Origin of the sequence: Rhizobium leucaenae USDA 9039 (assembly GCF_000426285.1) — a bacterium.
Classification (GTDB): domain Bacteria; phylum Pseudomonadota; class Alphaproteobacteria; order Rhizobiales; family Rhizobiaceae; genus Rhizobium; species Rhizobium leucaenae.
Genome location: NZ_AUFB01000007.1, coordinates 23,308 through 40,123 on the forward strand (window position 1 = coordinate 23,308; position 16,816 = coordinate 40,123).

Sequence of the window (16,816 nt, forward strand, 5' to 3'; positions counted from 1 at the left end):
TTAGGCCGCTTCGAGCGGCTTGATGGCTGCGAATACATCGCTCTTTTCCGCTTGCGCGATAGCGAGATCATAACCCGTCTGCATCGCCATCCAGAAATCCGGTGTCGTGCTGAAAAACCGCGCAAGCCGAAGCGCCGTATCCGGTGTTACTCCGGTCTCCTCCGATACCAGTCTCTCAATGCGTGTTCGGGGCACGTTGAGATGTTTCGCCAGAGCACCAGCGCTCATCGCCAATGGCTTCAGATACTCTTCCCGCAGGATTTCACCGGGATGGATAGGCGGAAGTTTGGTCTCAGTCATGTTTCACTCCATCAGTGGTAATCCACGATCTCGACATCACGCGGTCCAGCTTCGGTCCACAGGAAGCAGATGCGCCATTGGTCGTTGATTCTGATCGAATGCTGGCCGGAGCGATCACCTTGCAAACGCTCCAGCCGGTTGCCGGGCGGCGATCGCAGGTCGTCCAGCACAACCGCATGGTTCAACATTGTCAGCTTGCGTTGCGCAGAACGAACAAGATCGGCGGGAAAGCCTTTCGGCACAGCACCCGAAGCAACTGTTTCGGCGAACTTCCCTTTGTATGAAGCGATCACCGCTATCTCAATTCTCAGCACAACATAGACAATGTATCATGATCCGATACAGAATCAAACAAGCGACTCGATCGCCTTGCGCACGATCCCTTCATCCATCTCATGCAGCCCAATCACTACAAGCCGGGTCTGGCGCTCTTCGCCCGGCGTCCATGCCCGGTCGAAATAATGGTCGACGCGGCTGCCGACGGCCTGGATCTGCAGGCGCATCGGCTTGCCTGGCACATCGACGAAACCTTTGAGGCGCAGGATATCATGCTCGGCAATCACGCCCTTCAGCTTGTCGATAAAGGCAGCCGGATCGGCGATCGGGCCGAGGTCGACGACGAAGCTGTCGAATTCATCGTGATCGTGCGGCGCGCCGTCCTCGTGCTCCAACTCGTGATGCGATTTGCGGTTGGCAATGTCGCCTTCGGTGCCGATGCCGAGGCCGAGGAGGATGGCGGCCGGAACGTCACCATTTTTCGCTTCGATGATCGTCGGCTTGCGGGCGGTGCGCGAGGCAACCTCGGTACGGACGCGGCCGAGGCCGGCGACGTCGATGAGGTCGGTCTTGTTGAGAACGATGAGATCGGCGCAGGTCAACTGATCTTCGAATAGCTCCTCGATCGGGCTTTCGTGATCGAGCGTTTCATCCTCGACACGGCGGGCCTCGACCGCATCGTGGTCATCGGCGAAACGGCCGGCGGCTACGGCGGCGCTGTCGACCACCGTGATGACGCCGTCGACGGTGACCTGGGTGCGGATATCCGGCCAGTTGAAAGCAGCGACCAGCGGCTGCGGCAGAGCAAGACCGGAGGTTTCGATGACGATATGGTCGGGACGCGCTTCACGCTCCAAAAGCTTGGTCATGGTCGGGATGAAATCATCCGCCACGGTGCAGCAGATGCAGCCATTGGTCAGCTCGATAATATCGTCCTCGGTGCAATTCTCGGCGCCGCAGCCCTTCAGCACGTCGCCGTCAACGCCGAGATCGCCGAACTCGTTGATGATCAAAGCAATCTTCTTCCCGCCGGCATTCTGCAAGAGGTTGCGGATCATCGTCGTCTTGCCGGCGCCAAGGAAACCGGTGATGACGGTGGCGGGAATTTTTTCCTGGTTCATGCGGATCAACCCTTCATTTTCAGCGGCAGCCCTGCCGCGACAAAATAGACTTCGGCGCTCGCCGCCGCGATCATCTGGTGCAACCGGCCGGCATGATCGCGGAATTCGCGCGCCATACGATTTTCGGGCACGATGCCGAGCCCGACCTCGTTGGAAACGAGGACAAGACGCGACTTTGCGCCCGGTAAAAATTCGGTGAGAGCGGAAAATTCCGCCGCAATATTGCGCTCGGCCATCATCAGATTGGTGACCCAAAGCGTCAGGCAGTCTACGAGAACAGCGCGGCCCTCGCCGTCGATCGCCGCCAGCCGGGCGGTCAGATCGAGCGGCTCCTCATGCGTCGTCCAGAGAATGTCACCCCGATCGGCGCGATGCTGAGCGATGCGATTGCGCATTTCATCGTCCCAAGCCTGGCCCGTCGCCACGTAGTGACGATCGAGGCCAGTGTCCGAGACGAGCGATTCGGCGAATCGGGATTTGCCAGAGCGTGCGCCGCCGAGAACGAAGACGGCCTGGGAAGACGGGGATGTCATGAACTATCCCCGTTCCGAAAGCAGGCGACTGCACGCCAAAAACTCATTTCGCGCCATGACAACCTCCGTGCTGGCAGCCGAGACATCCGTCCCTGGGGTGGGCCTTGCGCCCGGCACGTATGGCAGGTCTCCTGGCTCGCGGATAAGGCGCAGCTAGCGGGGGCGGACCGAAACCGGTCGCCTCCGCTCCTGCACCAGCAAGTCTCTCTCGCCTTCCCGGCAAACATCATGAAAAAGCGGACGATTCGTAGATTTAGAGGCGTCCAGCCCTGGTTGATCATGATGCCACGCCAGTGGCTTTTCCGGCTTGAAGCTGCTTTCACCTGCCCGCACCATGCGGACGATCAGCGAAACGCCCTCAAACCGGATGAAAGACCCTGACCGCTCTACAGTCGCGGGGTCGGCTGTGATGAGAACGCCCGAGTTGGGTCCGCTCCTTCACATTCCCTTTTCATCCCATGCGACAGATCGCCGCTCGGGAACCATTCGTTATGCCGCAATGATTAGGCTCTCGGCCCCGGCAAGTCAATCAAGGCGGCGGATGCGACATCCGCTGTTCCAACGGCGAAACATGCATAAAAGTCTCGGCATTCGCCGCTCTTTTTGCCGTATTTCTTTGATGTTAGGAGTTTATAGAAGCCGAGCATATAGCTTTGAGCACAAAACTGTCGTCCGTTCTCCATGTTACAGAAATTCCAACCGCGTCGCCTCGGCGTCTTCTCGGCTCTATTCGATCTCGGTCGGTTCAGGGCATTGCTTCGTCGTGGCGAACTGGGGCTCGTTTTCGCTGGCGCGCTGGCAGGAATAGTCTCCGGTTGCGCCGTGACGACGATGAGCTTCATCTCGCGCAAGCTTCACAGCATCATCTATGGCATAACCGACTATGAGCGCCTCAGCTCAGCGGCGGTGGCGATACCAGACAAGTCGGTGCTTCTTATTGCACCCGTAGCCGGCGGCATCATCCTCGGCATCCTGATCTACATATTGTCCCGCACGCGCAAGAAGCCGATGGTCGACCCCATTGAAGCCAATGCGCTGCATGGCGGCCGTATGTCGCTCACCGACAGTATCCTCGTTGCGGTACAGAACCTGATCTCGAACGGATTCGGTGCCTCTGTCGGACTTGAAGCGGGTTACACCCAGCTTGCCGCCGGCATTGCGTCGAAATTCGGCTATAAGATGCAGATGCGCCGGGCTGACCTGCGCATGCTCGTCGGCTGCGGCGCTGCCGGCGCCATCGCCGCCGCCTTCAATGCGCCGCTCACCGGCGCCTTCTATGCTTTCGAGCTGATCATCGGCAGCTATTCCATTCTCACGCTGACGCCAGTCGTCGTCTCAGCGCTGATTTCGACGATGATCGCAAGACTGCTCGCCGGTGATGATTTCGCCATCGACATCGATCATTTCGGCGCGATCGTCCCTGCCGACTATCTCCCGGCCGTCCTGCTCGGTGCCTTCTGCGCCGGCATCGGCATCCTGATCATGCAAGGCGTCGCCTGGGTCGAAGAGTTTGCACGCAAGAGTTCCATCGCCCCGCCCCTTCGCCCCGCGCTCGGCGGCCTCGTTGTCGGCCTGCTGGCGCTGATCTCGCCGCAGGTTCTGTCGGCCGGCCATGGCGCTTTGCATCTCAACCTGTCGACGAATGTAACCCTCGGCGCACTGACGGGGCTTTTTATCCTGAAATCCCTGGCCTCTGCCGTGTCGATCGGTTCCGGCTTCAGAGGCGGTCTGTTCTTCGCGTCGCTGTTCATGGGCGGGCTGCTCGGCAAGATCTTTGCCTATTGCGGCCCCTATTTCGACCACGCCACGCTGACGCCCGCCGTCTATGCTGTCGTCGGCATGAGCTCGCTTGCCGTCGCCATCATCGGCGGACCGTTGACGATGACCTTCCTGGCGCTTGAGATCACGGGCGATTTTCCGATCACTGCCCTGGTGCTCGCCGCCGTCATCACCTCGTCGCTGGTGGTGCGCACCACCTTCGGTTATTCCTTCGCCACATGGCGCTTCCATCTGCGCGGCGAAAGCATCCGCAGCGCCCACGACGTCGGTTGGATCCGCAACCTCACGGTCGCCCGTATGATGCGCCCGGACGTGCACACGGCGCCTATCGACATGAGCATCGAAGAATTTCGCCAGCATTTTCCGATCGGCTCGGCGCAACGCGTCATTCTTATCGACAAAGACGAGAAATATGCCGGCATGGTGCTGATGCCCGACATATATGCGAGCCCGGTCGAGAAGGACGACGAGGAACACGGCCTTGCCGATTTCATCCGCCATCGCAACGACTTCCTGCAGCCACAGATGAATGCCAAACAGGCGGCGGCCCTGTTCGACCAGACCCAAAGCGAAGCGTTGGTGGTTATCAACGACCTGATCGAACGCAGGGTGATCGGCCTGCTGACCGAAAGCTATACGCTGCGCCGCTACAGCGAAGAACTCGATCGCCGCCGCCGCGAGGTTTCAGGCGAGCTCTAGGGAAATTCAGGGTTCTGCATTTCCGTGAAAAGCTGAGCCGTTCTACTGCACCAGGCTGTCGAGCCAGGCCGGATCGAGGACGGCCTGCAGCTCTGTCGCGACCTCGTCCAGAGCCGCCTCGACGCCGGCGCGGTAGTCCATCCGCTCGCCGGTCAGGCCGAAGCTTGCCAGCAGCTTTGCCCGATAGGTATCGCTGGTGAAAAGCCCGTGCAGATAGGTGCCCATGATCCGGCCGTCACTGGAGAGCGCGCCATCGGGCCGGCCGTCGATCATGGTCGAGGGTCGGTCGCAGTCGACGCCGCGCGTCACGCCGAGATGGATTTCATAGCCGGAGAGCGGCGCGTCGTATTCCCTGGAAAAAGCCACGCTGTTGCGCAGGGTCTTTTCCGGCGCCATCTCCGTCTCGACATCCAGCAGGCCGAGCCCTGGCAGTTCCGTTACCGATCCCTCTATGCCGAGTGGATCGTGCACCATGCGGCCGAGCATCTGATAGCCGCCGCAAATGCCGATGACGCGGCCGCCGCGGCGGACATGATCAGCTATATCCCGATCCCAGCCCTGCACCCGCAAGTCCATGAGATCGCCTATCGTCGACTTTGAACCCGGCAGGACCACGAGGCCCGCATCCGCTGGCAACCGATCACCGGCGCGAACGAAAACCAGATCGACATCCGGCTCGGCGCGTAGCGGATCCAGATCGTCAAAATTGGCGATGCGCGGCAGCACCGGCACGGCAATCTTCAACGCGCCGTCCGAGCCGCGCGCAAGCCGCTCCAACACGACAGAGTCCTCGGCGGGCAACCGGCTTGCCGCCTTGAGCCAGGGGACGACACCGTAACAAGGCCAGCCGGTAAAGCTCCCGATGGCATCCACACCTTCGCCAAACAGCGAGATGTCGCCGCGGAACTTGTTGATGAGGTAGCCGCGGATCATCCGCCGGTCTTCCTCGGGCAGGATATGATGCGTGCCCACCAGCGACGCGATCACGCCGCCCCGATCGATATCGCCAACCAGCACGACCGGGACATTGGCGCGGGTGGCAAAACCCATATTGGCGATATCGCCCCGTCTGAGGTTGATCTCGCCCGGCGAACCGGCGCCCTCGACGATCACAAGATCGGTTCCGGCGCGCATGGTCGCAAAGCTCTCCAGGACGGCGCCGAGCAATTGCGGTTTGAGTGCCTGATAATCCCTGCCCTTGGCCTGTCCCCAGACCTTGCCCTGCACGATGATCTGGCTGCCGGTCTCCGACTGCGGCTTCAACAGCACCGGGTTCATATGCACCGACGACGGCACGCGCGCGGCCAGCGATTGCAGCCATTGCGCCCGGCCGATCTCTCCACCGTCTTCGGCGACCGCAGCATTGTTCGACATGTTCTGCGGCTTGAACGGGCGCACCCGAACGCCCCGGTTGGCAAACAACCGGCAAAGCCCGGCGACCAATACCGTTTTTCCGACATCAGAGCCGGTCCCCTGCAGCATGATCGCCTTTGTCATCCGTTATTGCTCCGATGTGGCACTACTACTGGAAATCATGGATTTTGCCCTGAATCCGCCGCGAAGGTTAACGGCTGGAAACGGGGAATCCGAGGCAAAAACGCACCACTTCCTAAAATGCTCTATTTGCGACAATGGATGACGACTTCCTCCATTGTTCATGATGCTGAAGAGGATTATCTCCATCGCAAATCAAACAACGAAAGCCGGTGGATCCGGCCCGAGGAAACCCCGATGCTCTTCATCTTCAACAACAAGAATTCCATTCAGATCGCCTGGAACTCCAAGCTGCCGTCGCGCCGCCCCGACAACCGCCTGCAGCAGCTCGATACGCGCTTCGGCCTGATCGGCTTCATCCGCACCTATAACGTCGGTTGATTGGCCGTCAAGCCGCAGGTCTATCGCACAGCAAAGCCGCCATGCAACTTGCATACGCGGCTTTATTGTTTCCGCCAGGTGCTGCAAGCCGTGCGTCGGTCCGCGCCTGAGCGTTATCCTATAACGATTCTGCCCGCGTCCGTTAGCCAATGCCCTAAACGCGAAAACCGCGCGATCTCGGAGATCAACGCGGTTTGCCAAAAAACGCCGGCTCGCTTGCATCTCACACTGCAAGGCTCGCTTCCTCCGGTACGCACTACCTGATCCGGAGAGGCAGGTTGTTCCCTGCCACGCGCCGATTGATAGCCGGACATCGTTACCGGACAGTTATTAAGGGCTTAAATAAGAATGAATCCGGAATTTTTTCGATTTTTTTTCGACTTCCTTCCAGAGACCGAAAACGGCGTGAATGGAATAAAAAAGGTCTTCGACGGACGCGATATTTGAGCGGGCATCGATCTCTGCAAGTACGCAGCGCGTGCTTCCGTGTCTTACATGCCTGTTTTACAGCCATGAATAGCGGAAAATAGGCTAATTCAAGCTCTTATATAAGCTTTTCGACAAGGCGTAGTAAGTCCGCACAGCCGACGACAGGTTGATTTCTTCATTCAAATCCTTAGGCTGCACCCCGTCGATGCAAAAAAACGCGGCTGCGAGAAGGTTCCGTAGCCACATAAAGAGCAAATGCACGACAGCAAAACAGGGGACCGGGCAGACGTCGTCAGCGGCGGGTGAACGGTTGTGGTGCGACCACGCTGACGGGGGATCGGCAAGGCATCATGTCTGCTGGAGTCGATTTCCGTAACTTAACGACAACTGGGAGACATTATCCAATGAAGAAGCTTATCGCTTCCGCCATCTTCGCACTGGGTGCCTATGCTTTGGCTGGCTCGGCACAGGCTGCGGAATGCGGCGACGTGTCGATTGCCGAAATGAACTGGGCATCCGCCGGCGTCGCCGCACAGGTCGACAAGATCATCCTGCAGAACGGCTATGGCTGCAACGTGACATTGGTCACGGGCGACACGCAGCCGACGTTCGCCTCCATGGACGAAAAGGGCGAGCCCGATGTCGCGCCCGAACTCTGGGTCAACGCCGTGCGCACCGCCCTCGACAAGGCCGTTTCCGAAGGCCGCCTGATCGAGGCAGCTCCCCTCCTCAGCGATGGTGGCGTCGAAGGCTGGTGGATTCCGAAATTCCTCGCCGACGCCCACCCGGATATCAAAACCGTTCAGGACGCTCTGAAACATCCGGAGCTTTTCCCCGCCCCCGAAGATTCCTCGAAAGGTGCGGTCTACAATTGCCCATCGGGCTGGAACTGCCAGATTTCCACGGCCAATCTCTATAAGGCTCTCGGCGCAGAAAAGCTCGGCTTCGCGCTGGTGGACACGGGTTCGGCCGCCGGCCTCGACGGCTCTATCGCCAATGCTTTCGAAAAGAAGACCGGCTGGCTCGGCTATTACTGGGCTCCGACCGCGATCCTTGGCAAATACGATATGGTGCGCCTGAGCTTCAATGTGCCGCATGACAAGAAGGAATGGGACGCCTGCACCGCGATCCAGGATTGCGCCAATCCGAAGGTCAATTCCTATCCGGTTTCCGATGTTTATACCGTCGTGACCAAGAACTTTGCCTCAAAGGCGAGCGTTGCTATGGACTACGTCAAGACCCGCAAATGGGACAACGGCACGGTCGGCAAGGTTCTGGCCTGGATGACGGACAATCAGGGCACGAACGAAGACGGCGCAAAATACTTCCTGAAGACCTACCCCGACATGTGGACCAAGTGGGTTTCTCCGGACGTTGCCACCAAGGTCAAAGCTTCGCTTTGACAAGACGACGGAACTGGTGGCCGGATAAGCCGCCAGTTCCCGCATTCGCAGCCGCTGCGGTGACGCCCATACCGACGGAGCAGCGCGGCCATAGGTCGCAACAAGCGCAGAATGGCGCCTGCGGATAGTGTAAAACAAGAAGCAGCCTGACGAACCGGTCGCAGTGCTGCCTGCCATCCACGCGTGAAGGCCACACGCATGGGCTGGGCAAAAAACCGGACAAGAAGGGGAATTTCATGGCTATTCAATGCAGTTTCTTGCCGGATGTTCTATGTAATTTTCCGGCGATCGACGACACACTCATTCGCGCCGCGCGCAAGAACATCGATGATGGCTTCAGGGGAATAGTTCGCGCCTACGGCAATGTCATCGACGCCGTGGTCCAGCCGCTGCAATGGTTTCTGAACTACCTGGAATGGCTTTTCACCAATACGCCCTGGTTCGTCGTGCTCCTCGTCATGATGGCCGTCGTCTACGCTGCCAGCCGTAATCTCAAGATCGTCGCCGGCACCGCCATTTCGATGATCTTGATCGGCATCTGCGGCCTTTGGGGCGACACGATGGTGACGCTTGCCATGGTGACCGTCTGCACCCTCATCGCCATTGTCATCGGCTTGCCGATCGGCATATTGATGGCCCGTTCCGACCGGCTGCAATCGATCATCAATCCGATCCTCGACGTAATGCAGACGATGCCGAGCTTCGTCTATCTCATTCCCGTCGTCGTGATTTTCGGCATCGGCAAGGTCCCCGGTCTTATCGCTGTCGTGATTTACGCCATTCCGCCGATGATCAGGCTGACCAACCTCGGCATCCGCCTCGTCGACAAGGAAGTGCTGGAGGCCGCCGACGCCTTTGGCTCGTCGCACCGGCAGAAACTGTTCAACGTGCAGATTCCGTTGGCGCTGCCCACCATCATGGCCGGCATCAATCAGACCATCATGATGTCGCTCGCCATGGTCGTCGTCGCCTCCATGGTCGGCGTCGGCGGGCTCGGCAAGAACACGCTGCAGGCGATCAATAATCAGTTCTTTACTGTCGGCTTCCTCAACGGCTTCGCCCTGGTCGCGATCGCCATTATTTTCGATCGCACGAGCCAGGCCTATGGCAGACGGCTCCAGAAGCACTCGGAGGTCATCCATGGCTAGTCACTCGATCCAGATCAAAAGCCTCTACAAGATCTTCGGCCCGCGCGGGCGCGACTATGTGGACGCGGTGAAGAACGGCATCGGCAAGGCCGAACTCAACGAGACGCATGGCCATGTCCTCGGCCTGCAGGACATCAATATCGACATGCCCGCCGGCGCCATCACGGTCGTTATGGGTCTCTCCGGTTCCGGCAAGTCCACGCTGATCCGCCACATCAACAGGCTCATCGAACCCACCGCCGGTGAAGTGCTCTATGACGGCGTCGATGTCTGCAATATGGGCGAAAACGCGCTGCGTGAGTTTCGCCGCCACAAGACGGCAATGGTGTTCCAGAAATTCGCCCTGCTGCCACACCGCACCGTGATGGAAAACACGGTCTACGGGCTGGACATCCAGGGCGTGGCCCGGGTCGAAAGCCAGAAGAAAGGTCGATACTGGATCGAGCGTGTTGGCCTGAAGGGATTCGAGAACCATTATCCGAACCAGCTTTCCGGCGGCATGCAGCAGCGCGTCGGCCTTGCGCGTGCACTCACCAACGATGCCGATATCCTGCTGATGGACGAGGCCTATTCGGCGCTCGACCCACTGATCCGCGTCGACATGCAGACCGTACTTCTCGACCTGCAAAGGGAGCTGAAGAAAACCGTCGTCTTCATCACCCATGATCTCGACGAAGCCCTGCGCCTCGGCGACAAAATCGCCATCCTGCGCGACGGCAAGGTCGTGCAGCAGGGCAGCGGCCAGGAAATCGTGCTGAAGCCCGCCGACGACTACATCACCGCCTTCGTCAAGGAAGTGAACCGCGGCCGCGTCATTCAGGCTCAGACGATCATGAAACCGATTGCCGGCGAGCCGCATGGCGTTCGCATATCCGGCGACATGACGCTGGAAATGGCGGCAAAACAGATGACCGACAGTGGACAGACCACTGCCGTCGTCATCGATGCCGGCGGCCGGCCGATCGGCGCGATCGACCTGCAAGCCATCATCGCCGCGATGGTGACGCCGACTACGCATGAAACGGCGCAGATGGCAGCCGCCTAAAAACACGCCTACAGTAAAGCGGAAAAGCGCCCTCTCCGGGCGCTTTTTTTCTTTGTAGATCACATTATCGAGCAAGCTCTGCCTTTATCCGGGCATTGTACTCATATAAAGAAATGTTTATATCTGCATTTCCATCCGGTTTATCTGACATTTGAGGAGACGCCATGACCGTCACAGCCAATCCCTTGACCGATCTTCTTGCCGAAAAGGGCGTGCTGCTCGCTGATGGCGCGACCGGTACCAATCTTTTCGCCATGGGCCTGGAGGCCGGTGAAGCGCCGGAACTCTGGAACGAACAGCATCCCGACCGGATCACCAAGCTGCATCAGGATTTCGTCGATGCCGGCGCCGACATTATTCTCACCAACACCTTTGGCGGCACCCGTCACCGGTTGAAGCTGCACCATGCGCAGGACCGTGTTCACAGCTTGAACAAGACGGCTGCGGAAATAGCCCGCGCTGTCGCCGACAAGGCTGACCGCAAGGTCATCGTCGCCGGCTCCGTCGGCCCGACCGGCGAATTGCTGATGCCGCTTGGCGCGCTGACCTATGAGGACGCGGTTGCCGCTTTCGCGGAGCAGATAGAAGGCCTGAAGGCCGGCGGTGTCGACGTCGCCTGGATCGAGACCATGTCGTCGCCGGAAGAAATCCGTGCTGCCGCGGAAGCTGCCGTCAAGGTTGGCCTGCCCTACACCTATACCGGCTCTTTCGATACCGCCGGCAAGACGATGATGGGCTTGCACCCGAGAGACATTCATGGTGTTGCCAAGGATGTCGGCGAAGGTCCGCTCGCCGTTGGCGCCAATTGCGGCGTCGGCGCATCGGATATCCTCTCGAGCCTGCTCGACATGACCGATGCCGATCCGGCTTCGATCGTGATCGTCAAAGGCAATTGCGGCATTCCGGAATATCGCGGTGCCGAGATCCATTATTCCGGCACGCCGCCGCTGATGGCCGATTACGCCCGCCTCGCCCGCGACGCCGGCGCCAAGATCATCGGCGGCTGCTGCGGCACCTCCTGCGGCCATCTCGCCGCCATGCGCGGAGCGCTCGACAGCTACACGCCCGGCCCGCGCCCGACGCTGGAAACGATCATCGAACGGATCGGCCCGCTGCGCAACAAGACGGCCAATGAAGGCGGGGCCGCCCCGACGCGCGAGCGCCGTCGCCGGGGATAAAAACGATCGGGCGGGATGCCCTTCGTAGGTCATCCCGCCCACGCCTCCAATGGCAGCATCATCCAAAGACGATGCACATTCTGATCTCTGATAAAATGGCGCCGAAGGTCTGTTCGGCGCCGAACTCAGCCAAAAGCCTATTTTTCGCCGCCGAGGATCCGCCCCTCGGTGAAATGCGGCACGACGCGGCTCTCGAACGCCTTCAGGGCCGCGCCGATTGCCTGGTGCATGTCGAGATATCGGTAGGTGCCGAGCCGTCCTCCGAAGTGGACATTGACTTCCGCCTCCGCGCGCGCCCGATATCGCAGGAAGACATCCTTGTCCTGCCGGGTGTCGATCGGATAATAGGGCTCGTCCTTGCGCTGCGCCGAGCGCGAATATTCCCTTACGATGACGGTCTTTTCGGTCTGATAGCTTCTTTCGGGATTGAAGTGGCGAAACTCCAGGATGCGCGTATAGGGGACCGTCTCATCGGCATAGTTCATGACCGCCATGCCCTGGAAATCGCCGGTACCGACGGTCTCCTTTTCGAAATCGATCGTGCGCCAGCCCAATTCCCCTTCTGAGTAATCGAAATACCGATCGATCGGCCCCGTATAGACAATCGGCAGCCCCGGCGGCAAAGAGGATTTCAGCGAAAAGAAATCGACGCCGAGAGCGACATTGATCTTGGGGTGCTTCAGCATGCGCTCGAAGATCGCCGTATATCCGTCGACCGGCAGGCCCTCATATTTGTCGTTGAAATATCGGTTGTCGAACGTGTAGCGGACCGGCAGCCGCGTGATGATATGCTCCGGCAGATCGCGGGGGTCGGTCTGCCACTGCTTTGCGGTATAGCCGCGGATGAACGCCTCGTATAAGGGCCGGCCGATCAGGGAAATCGCCTTCTCTTCCAAATTTGCAGGATTGCGACCGGCCATTTCGGCCGCCTGGTCGGCAATCAGCGCCCGCGCTTCCGCCGGAGAAAGACGCCGGTTGAAAAACTGCGAGATGGTGCCGAGATTGATCGGCATCGAATAGACCTGATCCCGATAGGTCGAATAAACCCGGTGCTTGTAATCGGTAAACCCGGTGAACCTGTTGAGATAGGTCCAAACGGTTTCGTTCGGCGTATGGAAAAGATGTGCGCCGTAACGGTGGACTTCAATTCCGGTCTCGCTATCGAATTCGCTATAGGCATTGCCGCCGATGTGGCTGCGGCGATCGATCAGCAGAACATTCTTTTGCAGTTCGTTCGCGACCCGTTCGGCAATGGTCGCACCATAGAAACCTGCGCCGACGATAAGCAGGTCAACGTTGGAAAAATCGATCATGCTTTCAAACTTTCTTTACCGGCAAATCTTGGTGGCGATCGCACCAATTGTGATTGAGTATTTCCGTCGAGGCATATCGCTGAAGATCAACGATTTCATCAGCAGAGGGATGTGCCTTGCGAGTCCATGACGCGCGTTCGCGCACGACTTTCGCCGGCGCACCTGCTGCAACGCAACAAGCTGGCAATGATTTGGTAACAATAGATCGTGCGCCGACTACCGTTCCGCCACCTATTGTCGTGCCCGGCATAATAATAGCGTCTTGCCCAAGCCAGACATGCGATCCGATAACTACGCTCTTCGGAGAGTTGATAATTTCGCCTCTGTCGAGATCAATTAATCCATGGGAATCCGCCGTCCGGACCCATACGCCCCATGATGACATAAAGTCATCCCCGACTTGCACCGAGTTTCCGGGGCCTTCAATCCAGAAGTTCACTTGACCGGCTGAACTGCCTCTACCTAAAAAGAGGCCTGCCGAGTTGTAACGGAATACCGCCGAGATTTGAGTTTCTCTCTCTGAGGCGGAGGCACCAATCACTGCAATGTTCTCGTCTCCCTCAAAGTTGAATTCACCACGAATCCTGCTTTGCTGATCGAGAATAACCGCATTAAAGCTGTGACCGTGAAAATGAACGGCGAGATTGACGCGTTTCATCCTCCGATCAATTGCAATTAGATTGCGTATTCCGAAGGGTCCGAGAATATTGATGCCGAGATCTGCAAGGCGTCCTTGCGTGGCCTGAGTAACCTCGATCATTTCCAGATCGCTAATTGCCGGTAGAGAAAAGCCGTTGGTATCGATACGACAATTGTCCCTAAAAGCCGGATGCCGCTGGACTCTTGACCAGAGATCCGAGCACGACTTATTTCGCAACAAATCCCATATTTCAGCACGCTCCACCAGCACATGGGCACACGCGGACGCGTCTTCCTCACGCATCATAACAATCAGATGAGAGCCATCTGCGTCGGATTTTATGACTCCAGATCGCGCTGTTACCGCACCGGAACAGTGCCGGAAAAGCAATTCTTCCCCTTCGACATCCCAACTCGTTTCGTTGACATGTTGGTAACCAATAATGCTGCCATCTTGCTCGAAATACATATAGGACGTGCGAATATCGCCATTCGGCCTCAGCAGTACCCATTGTCGCTGCAGAATAATATTTCGAATATCGACAGCGGTATTCAACACGTTCTCGCAAATGGCGACGGTAGCCGACATTCTCAATTTACCCCTGGTATAGGGCGATACTGAAACCCGTAAGATTGCCAAAGCGCTGCTTGCTCGGCGATTGCGGACCGCACGTCATAGCTCGCGCCGATCGGCCTCGTATGAACAATCCCAACCGAGTCAATAATGCCCATGCGCGTCGCAGGCCGTCCGAGGAATGAAGGCCATAAATGGTCCAGACCGTAACCGGAGACCGCATCCTTGATGCTGCCAATGCAGATGCGCAGAGCGCGGCGCGAAAAGAGCGGGCACATGATCTCGACAAAAGGTTCGAAGCGCACGTCGCTGCCCTGGCGCTGGGCCGTTATCGGATGATTGATGTGGCAGCCAGGTTCCTGACGAAGAGATGGCTGCGCCAGATCGAGCCCGTATTTGCGCGACAGATGGAACATTCTGTTCAAATCCGATCCGCTGCACCGAAGATCGTCGTCGGGCAACCAGATGCGATCGTAGTTCCACAGCGGGCTATCGTCATAAAACAGATCGAAGATCGGCTTGAATTTGCGCTGGTTCGGCGCATGGGTCAGATATTCCGGCGAAACCGACGCGTCGGGAATTTCGTTTCCGTACCAGCTTACGCAGAGATCCCAGGTGCGCGTATTATCCCCGATCCCCTCGAACCAGCGCGGATGCAATGATGAACCATTGGCGCGAACGACGACGAGATTTGCCCGGCGTGCACCCGCTGGCGGCCGCTTGATGAATTTCGCCCGACGTTCCATGTGGGGTGGCGTCGGCGCCACAGGATGCGGCGGATGATCGACAAGGTTCAGAATGTAGACGGCCTCTACGCCGTCAAGGACAGCGTGGCCCGCAAGCGTCACGACCGAGGAATTTATGATACGAGCCGCGGTGAATACGATCGTAGGCATCCCCCGGTCGTCGAGGATGCAAAGTTTTCCGTCGGCAACGCACCAGTGGTCGAGTGATCTGTGGAAGACATTGCCGACCATTCCCTCGGGGGCAAGCACAAGGAACGGCAACAACTGGCGCCCGTTCAGATCGCCCAATTGCCAGAATGTGCCTGAAAGTATCTCTGCCTGCAAAGGCGGAGCGTCAGACCATTGTTCTGCAATTGCCACACGCTCCGCATGCGAAAGAGTTTGCAGATTACTGGCTGCAAATGACGTCATGGATTCCCCTATTCCTGGACTTGGAGCGACCGTTCGAGTTTTCGAGATAGCGCTACGAAGCACCATCAGCCTCCCAACTCACAATCGAACCAGGTTGATGAACACCTTGTCAGTCGTCCCTTTAGCGAAACTTGCAGAGGTCCCGCCTTTGCGGTCGCCTGTCGAAATCGTCGTTAGAAATCGAAATTGACCAAGGCGTCTTCCAGTATCGCCTGCACCTGCGCCGGCGACGTTCGAAACGGCTTCGATATTCTTTCACTCAGAGCATCCGGAGCGTTGGCCGAGGTTGGCGCCAAGGGAGGCGGAGCCCCCAGCATGGCAGCCAGGGCATTGGTCTTGGCGGTATTGCCCGGCATTGTCACAATTGGCGTCGACAGCGTCGCGGCCGCAACGAAATGGTGAAAACGCCCGGTGATCATCAACTCTGCAGATCGGATCCACCCGATCCAATCCGAGAAGGAAGTCGGACGTGCCAATTGAATATTCGGGATGACCTTCTTCAATATCTCGTAGTGAACGGCATCCTCCCGAGGCTCCCGCTTGAAGCCGCCAGCCAGGAAAACCACCGGGACACTCGTCGGACCAAGGATAGTCGAAAGCATCCGGCCCACATTCATCGCAATATCCGGTGTCCAGTGAGACGCCCCGCCAATAAGGATGGAACTCGGCATCTGCACCGGTTTCGCATACATCCTTATATAAAGCGGCAGGCAATCGAAGCCGATCGAATGCTTGATCCCCATGCGCTCGTAGGTCTTGGCAGACCACTCGTCTCGAACGACGATCCTGTCCAAATCTCTGAGACATTCGGCATAGAATTGCTCGACATCCTGGCTTGCCGGCTCCTGCCCTCCCGAAGGAAAACAAGCGTGGTTGATCAGGTGGACGCGCTTTCCCATCATCTTTGCGAGCCGGAGGACGGACAGGAGCGTGCGGGGTGCCCGATGAAATCGATGAAGCGTGCCTTCGCCATTGACGACCAGCAAATCGGAATCGCGGATGGCACGGAAGACGGTGCTGTTGACGACCTGAAGCTGCTCAGCAAATTCGACGATGGATTGATCGCTGGCGCTCGTCGGCGGATAACCCAATCCCTCGTGTGTCGTATCCACATCGACGGTGGCGATCGAATAGCCGGAGCGAATGATCGTTTCGTAGATCGCCATGGAGGTTCCATAGCATCCCCAGTGGTAGCCCGTGGCGGTATTGTTCATGAATAAGGCCTGCCCTTTGTGCCCCAGCGGCAGGCTCTCGTCGGACGCGGCGTCCACAACGGAGATCGGTATGAATTCTTTTTGATGCTGCATCGTCGATCCTTAAAATATTCCGGTTGCTGGGAATGCTCTC

At 58.3% G+C, this 16,816-nt stretch carries 15 protein-coding genes and 1 riboswitch; of the genes, 6 read left to right on the top strand and 9 right to left on the bottom strand.

Annotation, left to right across the window (positions count from 1 at the left end; genetic code table 11):
- The 4 genes from K290_RS0112435 to cobU are packed head-to-tail and all read right to left on the bottom strand — an operon-like array spanning position 1 to position 2,230.
- On the bottom strand, positions 1-300 hold the full coding sequence (locus K290_RS0112435; protein WP_028752231.1) for a HigA family addiction module antitoxin: 300 nt from the start codon (positions 298-300) through the stop codon (positions 1-3).
- Between the two features lie 11 nt (positions 301-311).
- The gene (locus tag K290_RS0112440; protein WP_028752232.1) at positions 312-593 is read right to left on the bottom strand and encodes a type II toxin-antitoxin system RelE/ParE family toxin; all 282 of its coding nucleotides are present in this window, start codon (positions 591-593) and stop codon (positions 312-314) included.
- Positions 594-647: 54 nt separating this feature from the next.
- A complete protein-coding gene (gene cobW / locus K290_RS0112445) occupies positions 648-1,697 on the bottom strand; it encodes a cobalamin biosynthesis protein CobW (protein ID WP_028752233.1) in 1,050 nt (349 codons plus the stop codon).
- A 5-nt stretch (positions 1,698-1,702) separates the two neighbouring features.
- A complete protein-coding gene (gene cobU / locus K290_RS0112450; RefSeq protein WP_028752234.1) occupies positions 1,703-2,230 on the bottom strand; it encodes a bifunctional adenosylcobinamide kinase/adenosylcobinamide-phosphate guanylyltransferase in 528 nt (175 codons plus the stop codon).
- 104 nt (positions 2,231-2,334) lie between these two features.
- Positions 2,335-2,732: riboswitch (cobalamin riboswitch) on the bottom strand.
- Positions 2,733-2,911: 179 nt separating this feature from the next.
- Between cobU and K290_RS0112460 the strand changes: the two genes are divergently transcribed.
- Positions 2,912-4,708: a chloride channel protein gene (locus K290_RS0112460; protein ID WP_028752235.1), complete on the top strand. Its 1,797-nt coding sequence runs from the start codon at positions 2,912-2,914 to the stop codon at positions 4,706-4,708.
- 42 nt (positions 4,709-4,750) lie between these two features.
- Here K290_RS0112460 and K290_RS0112465 read toward each other — a convergent pair whose 3' ends face one another.
- A complete protein-coding gene (locus K290_RS0112465) occupies positions 4,751-6,205 on the bottom strand; it encodes a cobyric acid synthase (RefSeq protein ID WP_028752236.1) in 1,455 nt (484 codons plus the stop codon).
- Between the two features lie 138 nt (positions 6,206-6,343).
- On the opposite strand from K290_RS0112465, the gene K290_RS38170 reads away from it, so the two are divergent.
- The 5 genes from K290_RS38170 to bmt all read left to right on the top strand — a co-directional run bounded on the left by K290_RS38170 (position 6,344) and on the right by bmt (position 11,786).
- On the top strand, positions 6,344-6,583 hold the full coding sequence (locus K290_RS38170) for a hypothetical protein (protein ID WP_154668593.1): 240 nt from the start codon (positions 6,344-6,346) through the stop codon (positions 6,581-6,583).
- Between the two features lie 833 nt (positions 6,584-7,416).
- A complete protein-coding gene (locus K290_RS0112480; RefSeq protein ID WP_028752237.1) occupies positions 7,417-8,415 on the top strand; it encodes an ABC transporter substrate-binding protein in 999 nt (332 codons plus the stop codon).
- A gap of 236 nt (positions 8,416-8,651) precedes the next feature.
- The gene (locus K290_RS0112485) at positions 8,652-9,563 is read left to right on the top strand and encodes an ABC transporter permease (RefSeq protein ID WP_028752238.1); all 912 of its coding nucleotides are present in this window, start codon (positions 8,652-8,654) and stop codon (positions 9,561-9,563) included.
- Positions 9,556-10,608 (top strand): quaternary amine ABC transporter ATP-binding protein, encoded by a 1,053-nt coding sequence (locus K290_RS0112490; RefSeq protein ID WP_028752239.1) that lies wholly within the window; start codon positions 9,556-9,558, stop codon positions 10,606-10,608. The genes K290_RS0112485 and K290_RS0112490 overlap by 8 nt, the downstream gene beginning before the upstream one ends.
- Positions 10,609-10,772: 164 nt before the next feature.
- Positions 10,773-11,786: a betaine--homocysteine S-methyltransferase gene (gene bmt / locus K290_RS0112495; RefSeq protein ID WP_028752240.1), complete on the top strand. Its 1,014-nt coding sequence runs from the start codon at positions 10,773-10,775 to the stop codon at positions 11,784-11,786.
- Between the two features lie 137 nt (positions 11,787-11,923).
- Here the strand turns inward: bmt and glf are convergent, their stop codons facing one another.
- From glf to K290_RS0112515, 4 genes are all read right to left on the bottom strand, one after another.
- Positions 11,924-13,099, bottom strand: coding sequence for a UDP-galactopyranose mutase (glf, locus tag K290_RS0112500; RefSeq protein WP_028752241.1), 1,176 nt, complete (start codon positions 13,097-13,099; stop codon positions 11,924-11,926).
- Positions 13,100-13,103: 4 nt separating this feature from the next.
- Positions 13,104-14,327 carry an acyltransferase gene (locus tag K290_RS38735; protein WP_051264040.1) on the bottom strand — a complete coding sequence of 408 codons (1,224 nt, stop codon included), beginning with the start codon at positions 14,325-14,327 and terminating at the stop codon, positions 13,104-13,106.
- Between the two features lie 2 nt (positions 14,328-14,329).
- Positions 14,330-15,469, bottom strand: a complete 1,140-nt coding sequence (locus K290_RS0112510) for a DUF707 domain-containing protein (protein WP_161631245.1) — start codon at positions 15,467-15,469, stop codon at positions 14,330-14,332.
- Between the two features lie 173 nt (positions 15,470-15,642).
- Positions 15,643-16,776 carry a polysaccharide pyruvyl transferase family protein gene (locus K290_RS0112515; protein WP_028752243.1) on the bottom strand — a complete coding sequence of 378 codons (1,134 nt, stop codon included), beginning with the start codon at positions 16,774-16,776 and terminating at the stop codon, positions 15,643-15,645.
- Between the last annotated feature and the right edge of the window lie 40 nt (positions 16,777-16,816).

Excerpts from the sequence above, each read along its gene's own strand:
- K290_RS0112435 (WP_028752231.1), bottom strand. The coding sequence starts at position 300 with ATGACTGAGACCAAACTTCCGCCTATCCATCCCGGTGAAATCCTGCGG.
- K290_RS38735 (WP_051264040.1), bottom strand. The coding sequence starts at position 14,327 with ATGTCGGCTACCGTCGCCATTTGCGAGAACGTGTTGAATACCGCTGTC.
- K290_RS0112510 (WP_161631245.1), bottom strand. The coding sequence starts at position 15,469 with ATGACGTCATTTGCAGCCAGTAATCTGCAAACTCTTTCGCATGCGGAG.
- K290_RS0112480 (WP_028752237.1), top strand. The coding sequence starts at position 7,417 with ATGAAGAAGCTTATCGCTTCCGCCATCTTCGCACTGGGTGCCTATGCT.
- bmt (WP_028752240.1), top strand. The coding sequence starts at position 10,773 with ATGACCGTCACAGCCAATCCCTTGACCGATCTTCTTGCCGAAAAGGGC.
- glf (WP_028752241.1), bottom strand. The coding sequence starts at position 13,099 with ATGATCGATTTTTCCAACGTTGACCTGCTTATCGTCGGCGCAGGTTTC.
- K290_RS0112485 (WP_028752238.1), top strand. The coding sequence starts at position 8,652 with ATGGCTATTCAATGCAGTTTCTTGCCGGATGTTCTATGTAATTTTCCG.
- cobW (WP_028752233.1), bottom strand. The coding sequence starts at position 1,697 with ATGAACCAGGAAAAAATTCCCGCCACCGTCATCACCGGTTTCCTTGGC.
- K290_RS0112515 (WP_028752243.1), bottom strand. The coding sequence starts at position 16,776 with ATGCAGCATCAAAAAGAATTCATACCGATCTCCGTTGTGGACGCCGCG.
- K290_RS0112490 (WP_028752239.1), top strand. The coding sequence starts at position 9,556 with ATGGCTAGTCACTCGATCCAGATCAAAAGCCTCTACAAGATCTTCGGC.
- cobU (WP_028752234.1), bottom strand. The coding sequence starts at position 2,230 with ATGACATCCCCGTCTTCCCAGGCCGTCTTCGTTCTCGGCGGCGCACGC.
- K290_RS0112460 (WP_028752235.1), top strand. The coding sequence starts at position 2,912 with ATGTTACAGAAATTCCAACCGCGTCGCCTCGGCGTCTTCTCGGCTCTA.
- K290_RS0112465 (WP_028752236.1), bottom strand. The coding sequence starts at position 6,205 with ATGACAAAGGCGATCATGCTGCAGGGGACCGGCTCTGATGTCGGAAAA.
- K290_RS38170 (WP_154668593.1), top strand. The coding sequence starts at position 6,344 with ATGACGACTTCCTCCATTGTTCATGATGCTGAAGAGGATTATCTCCAT.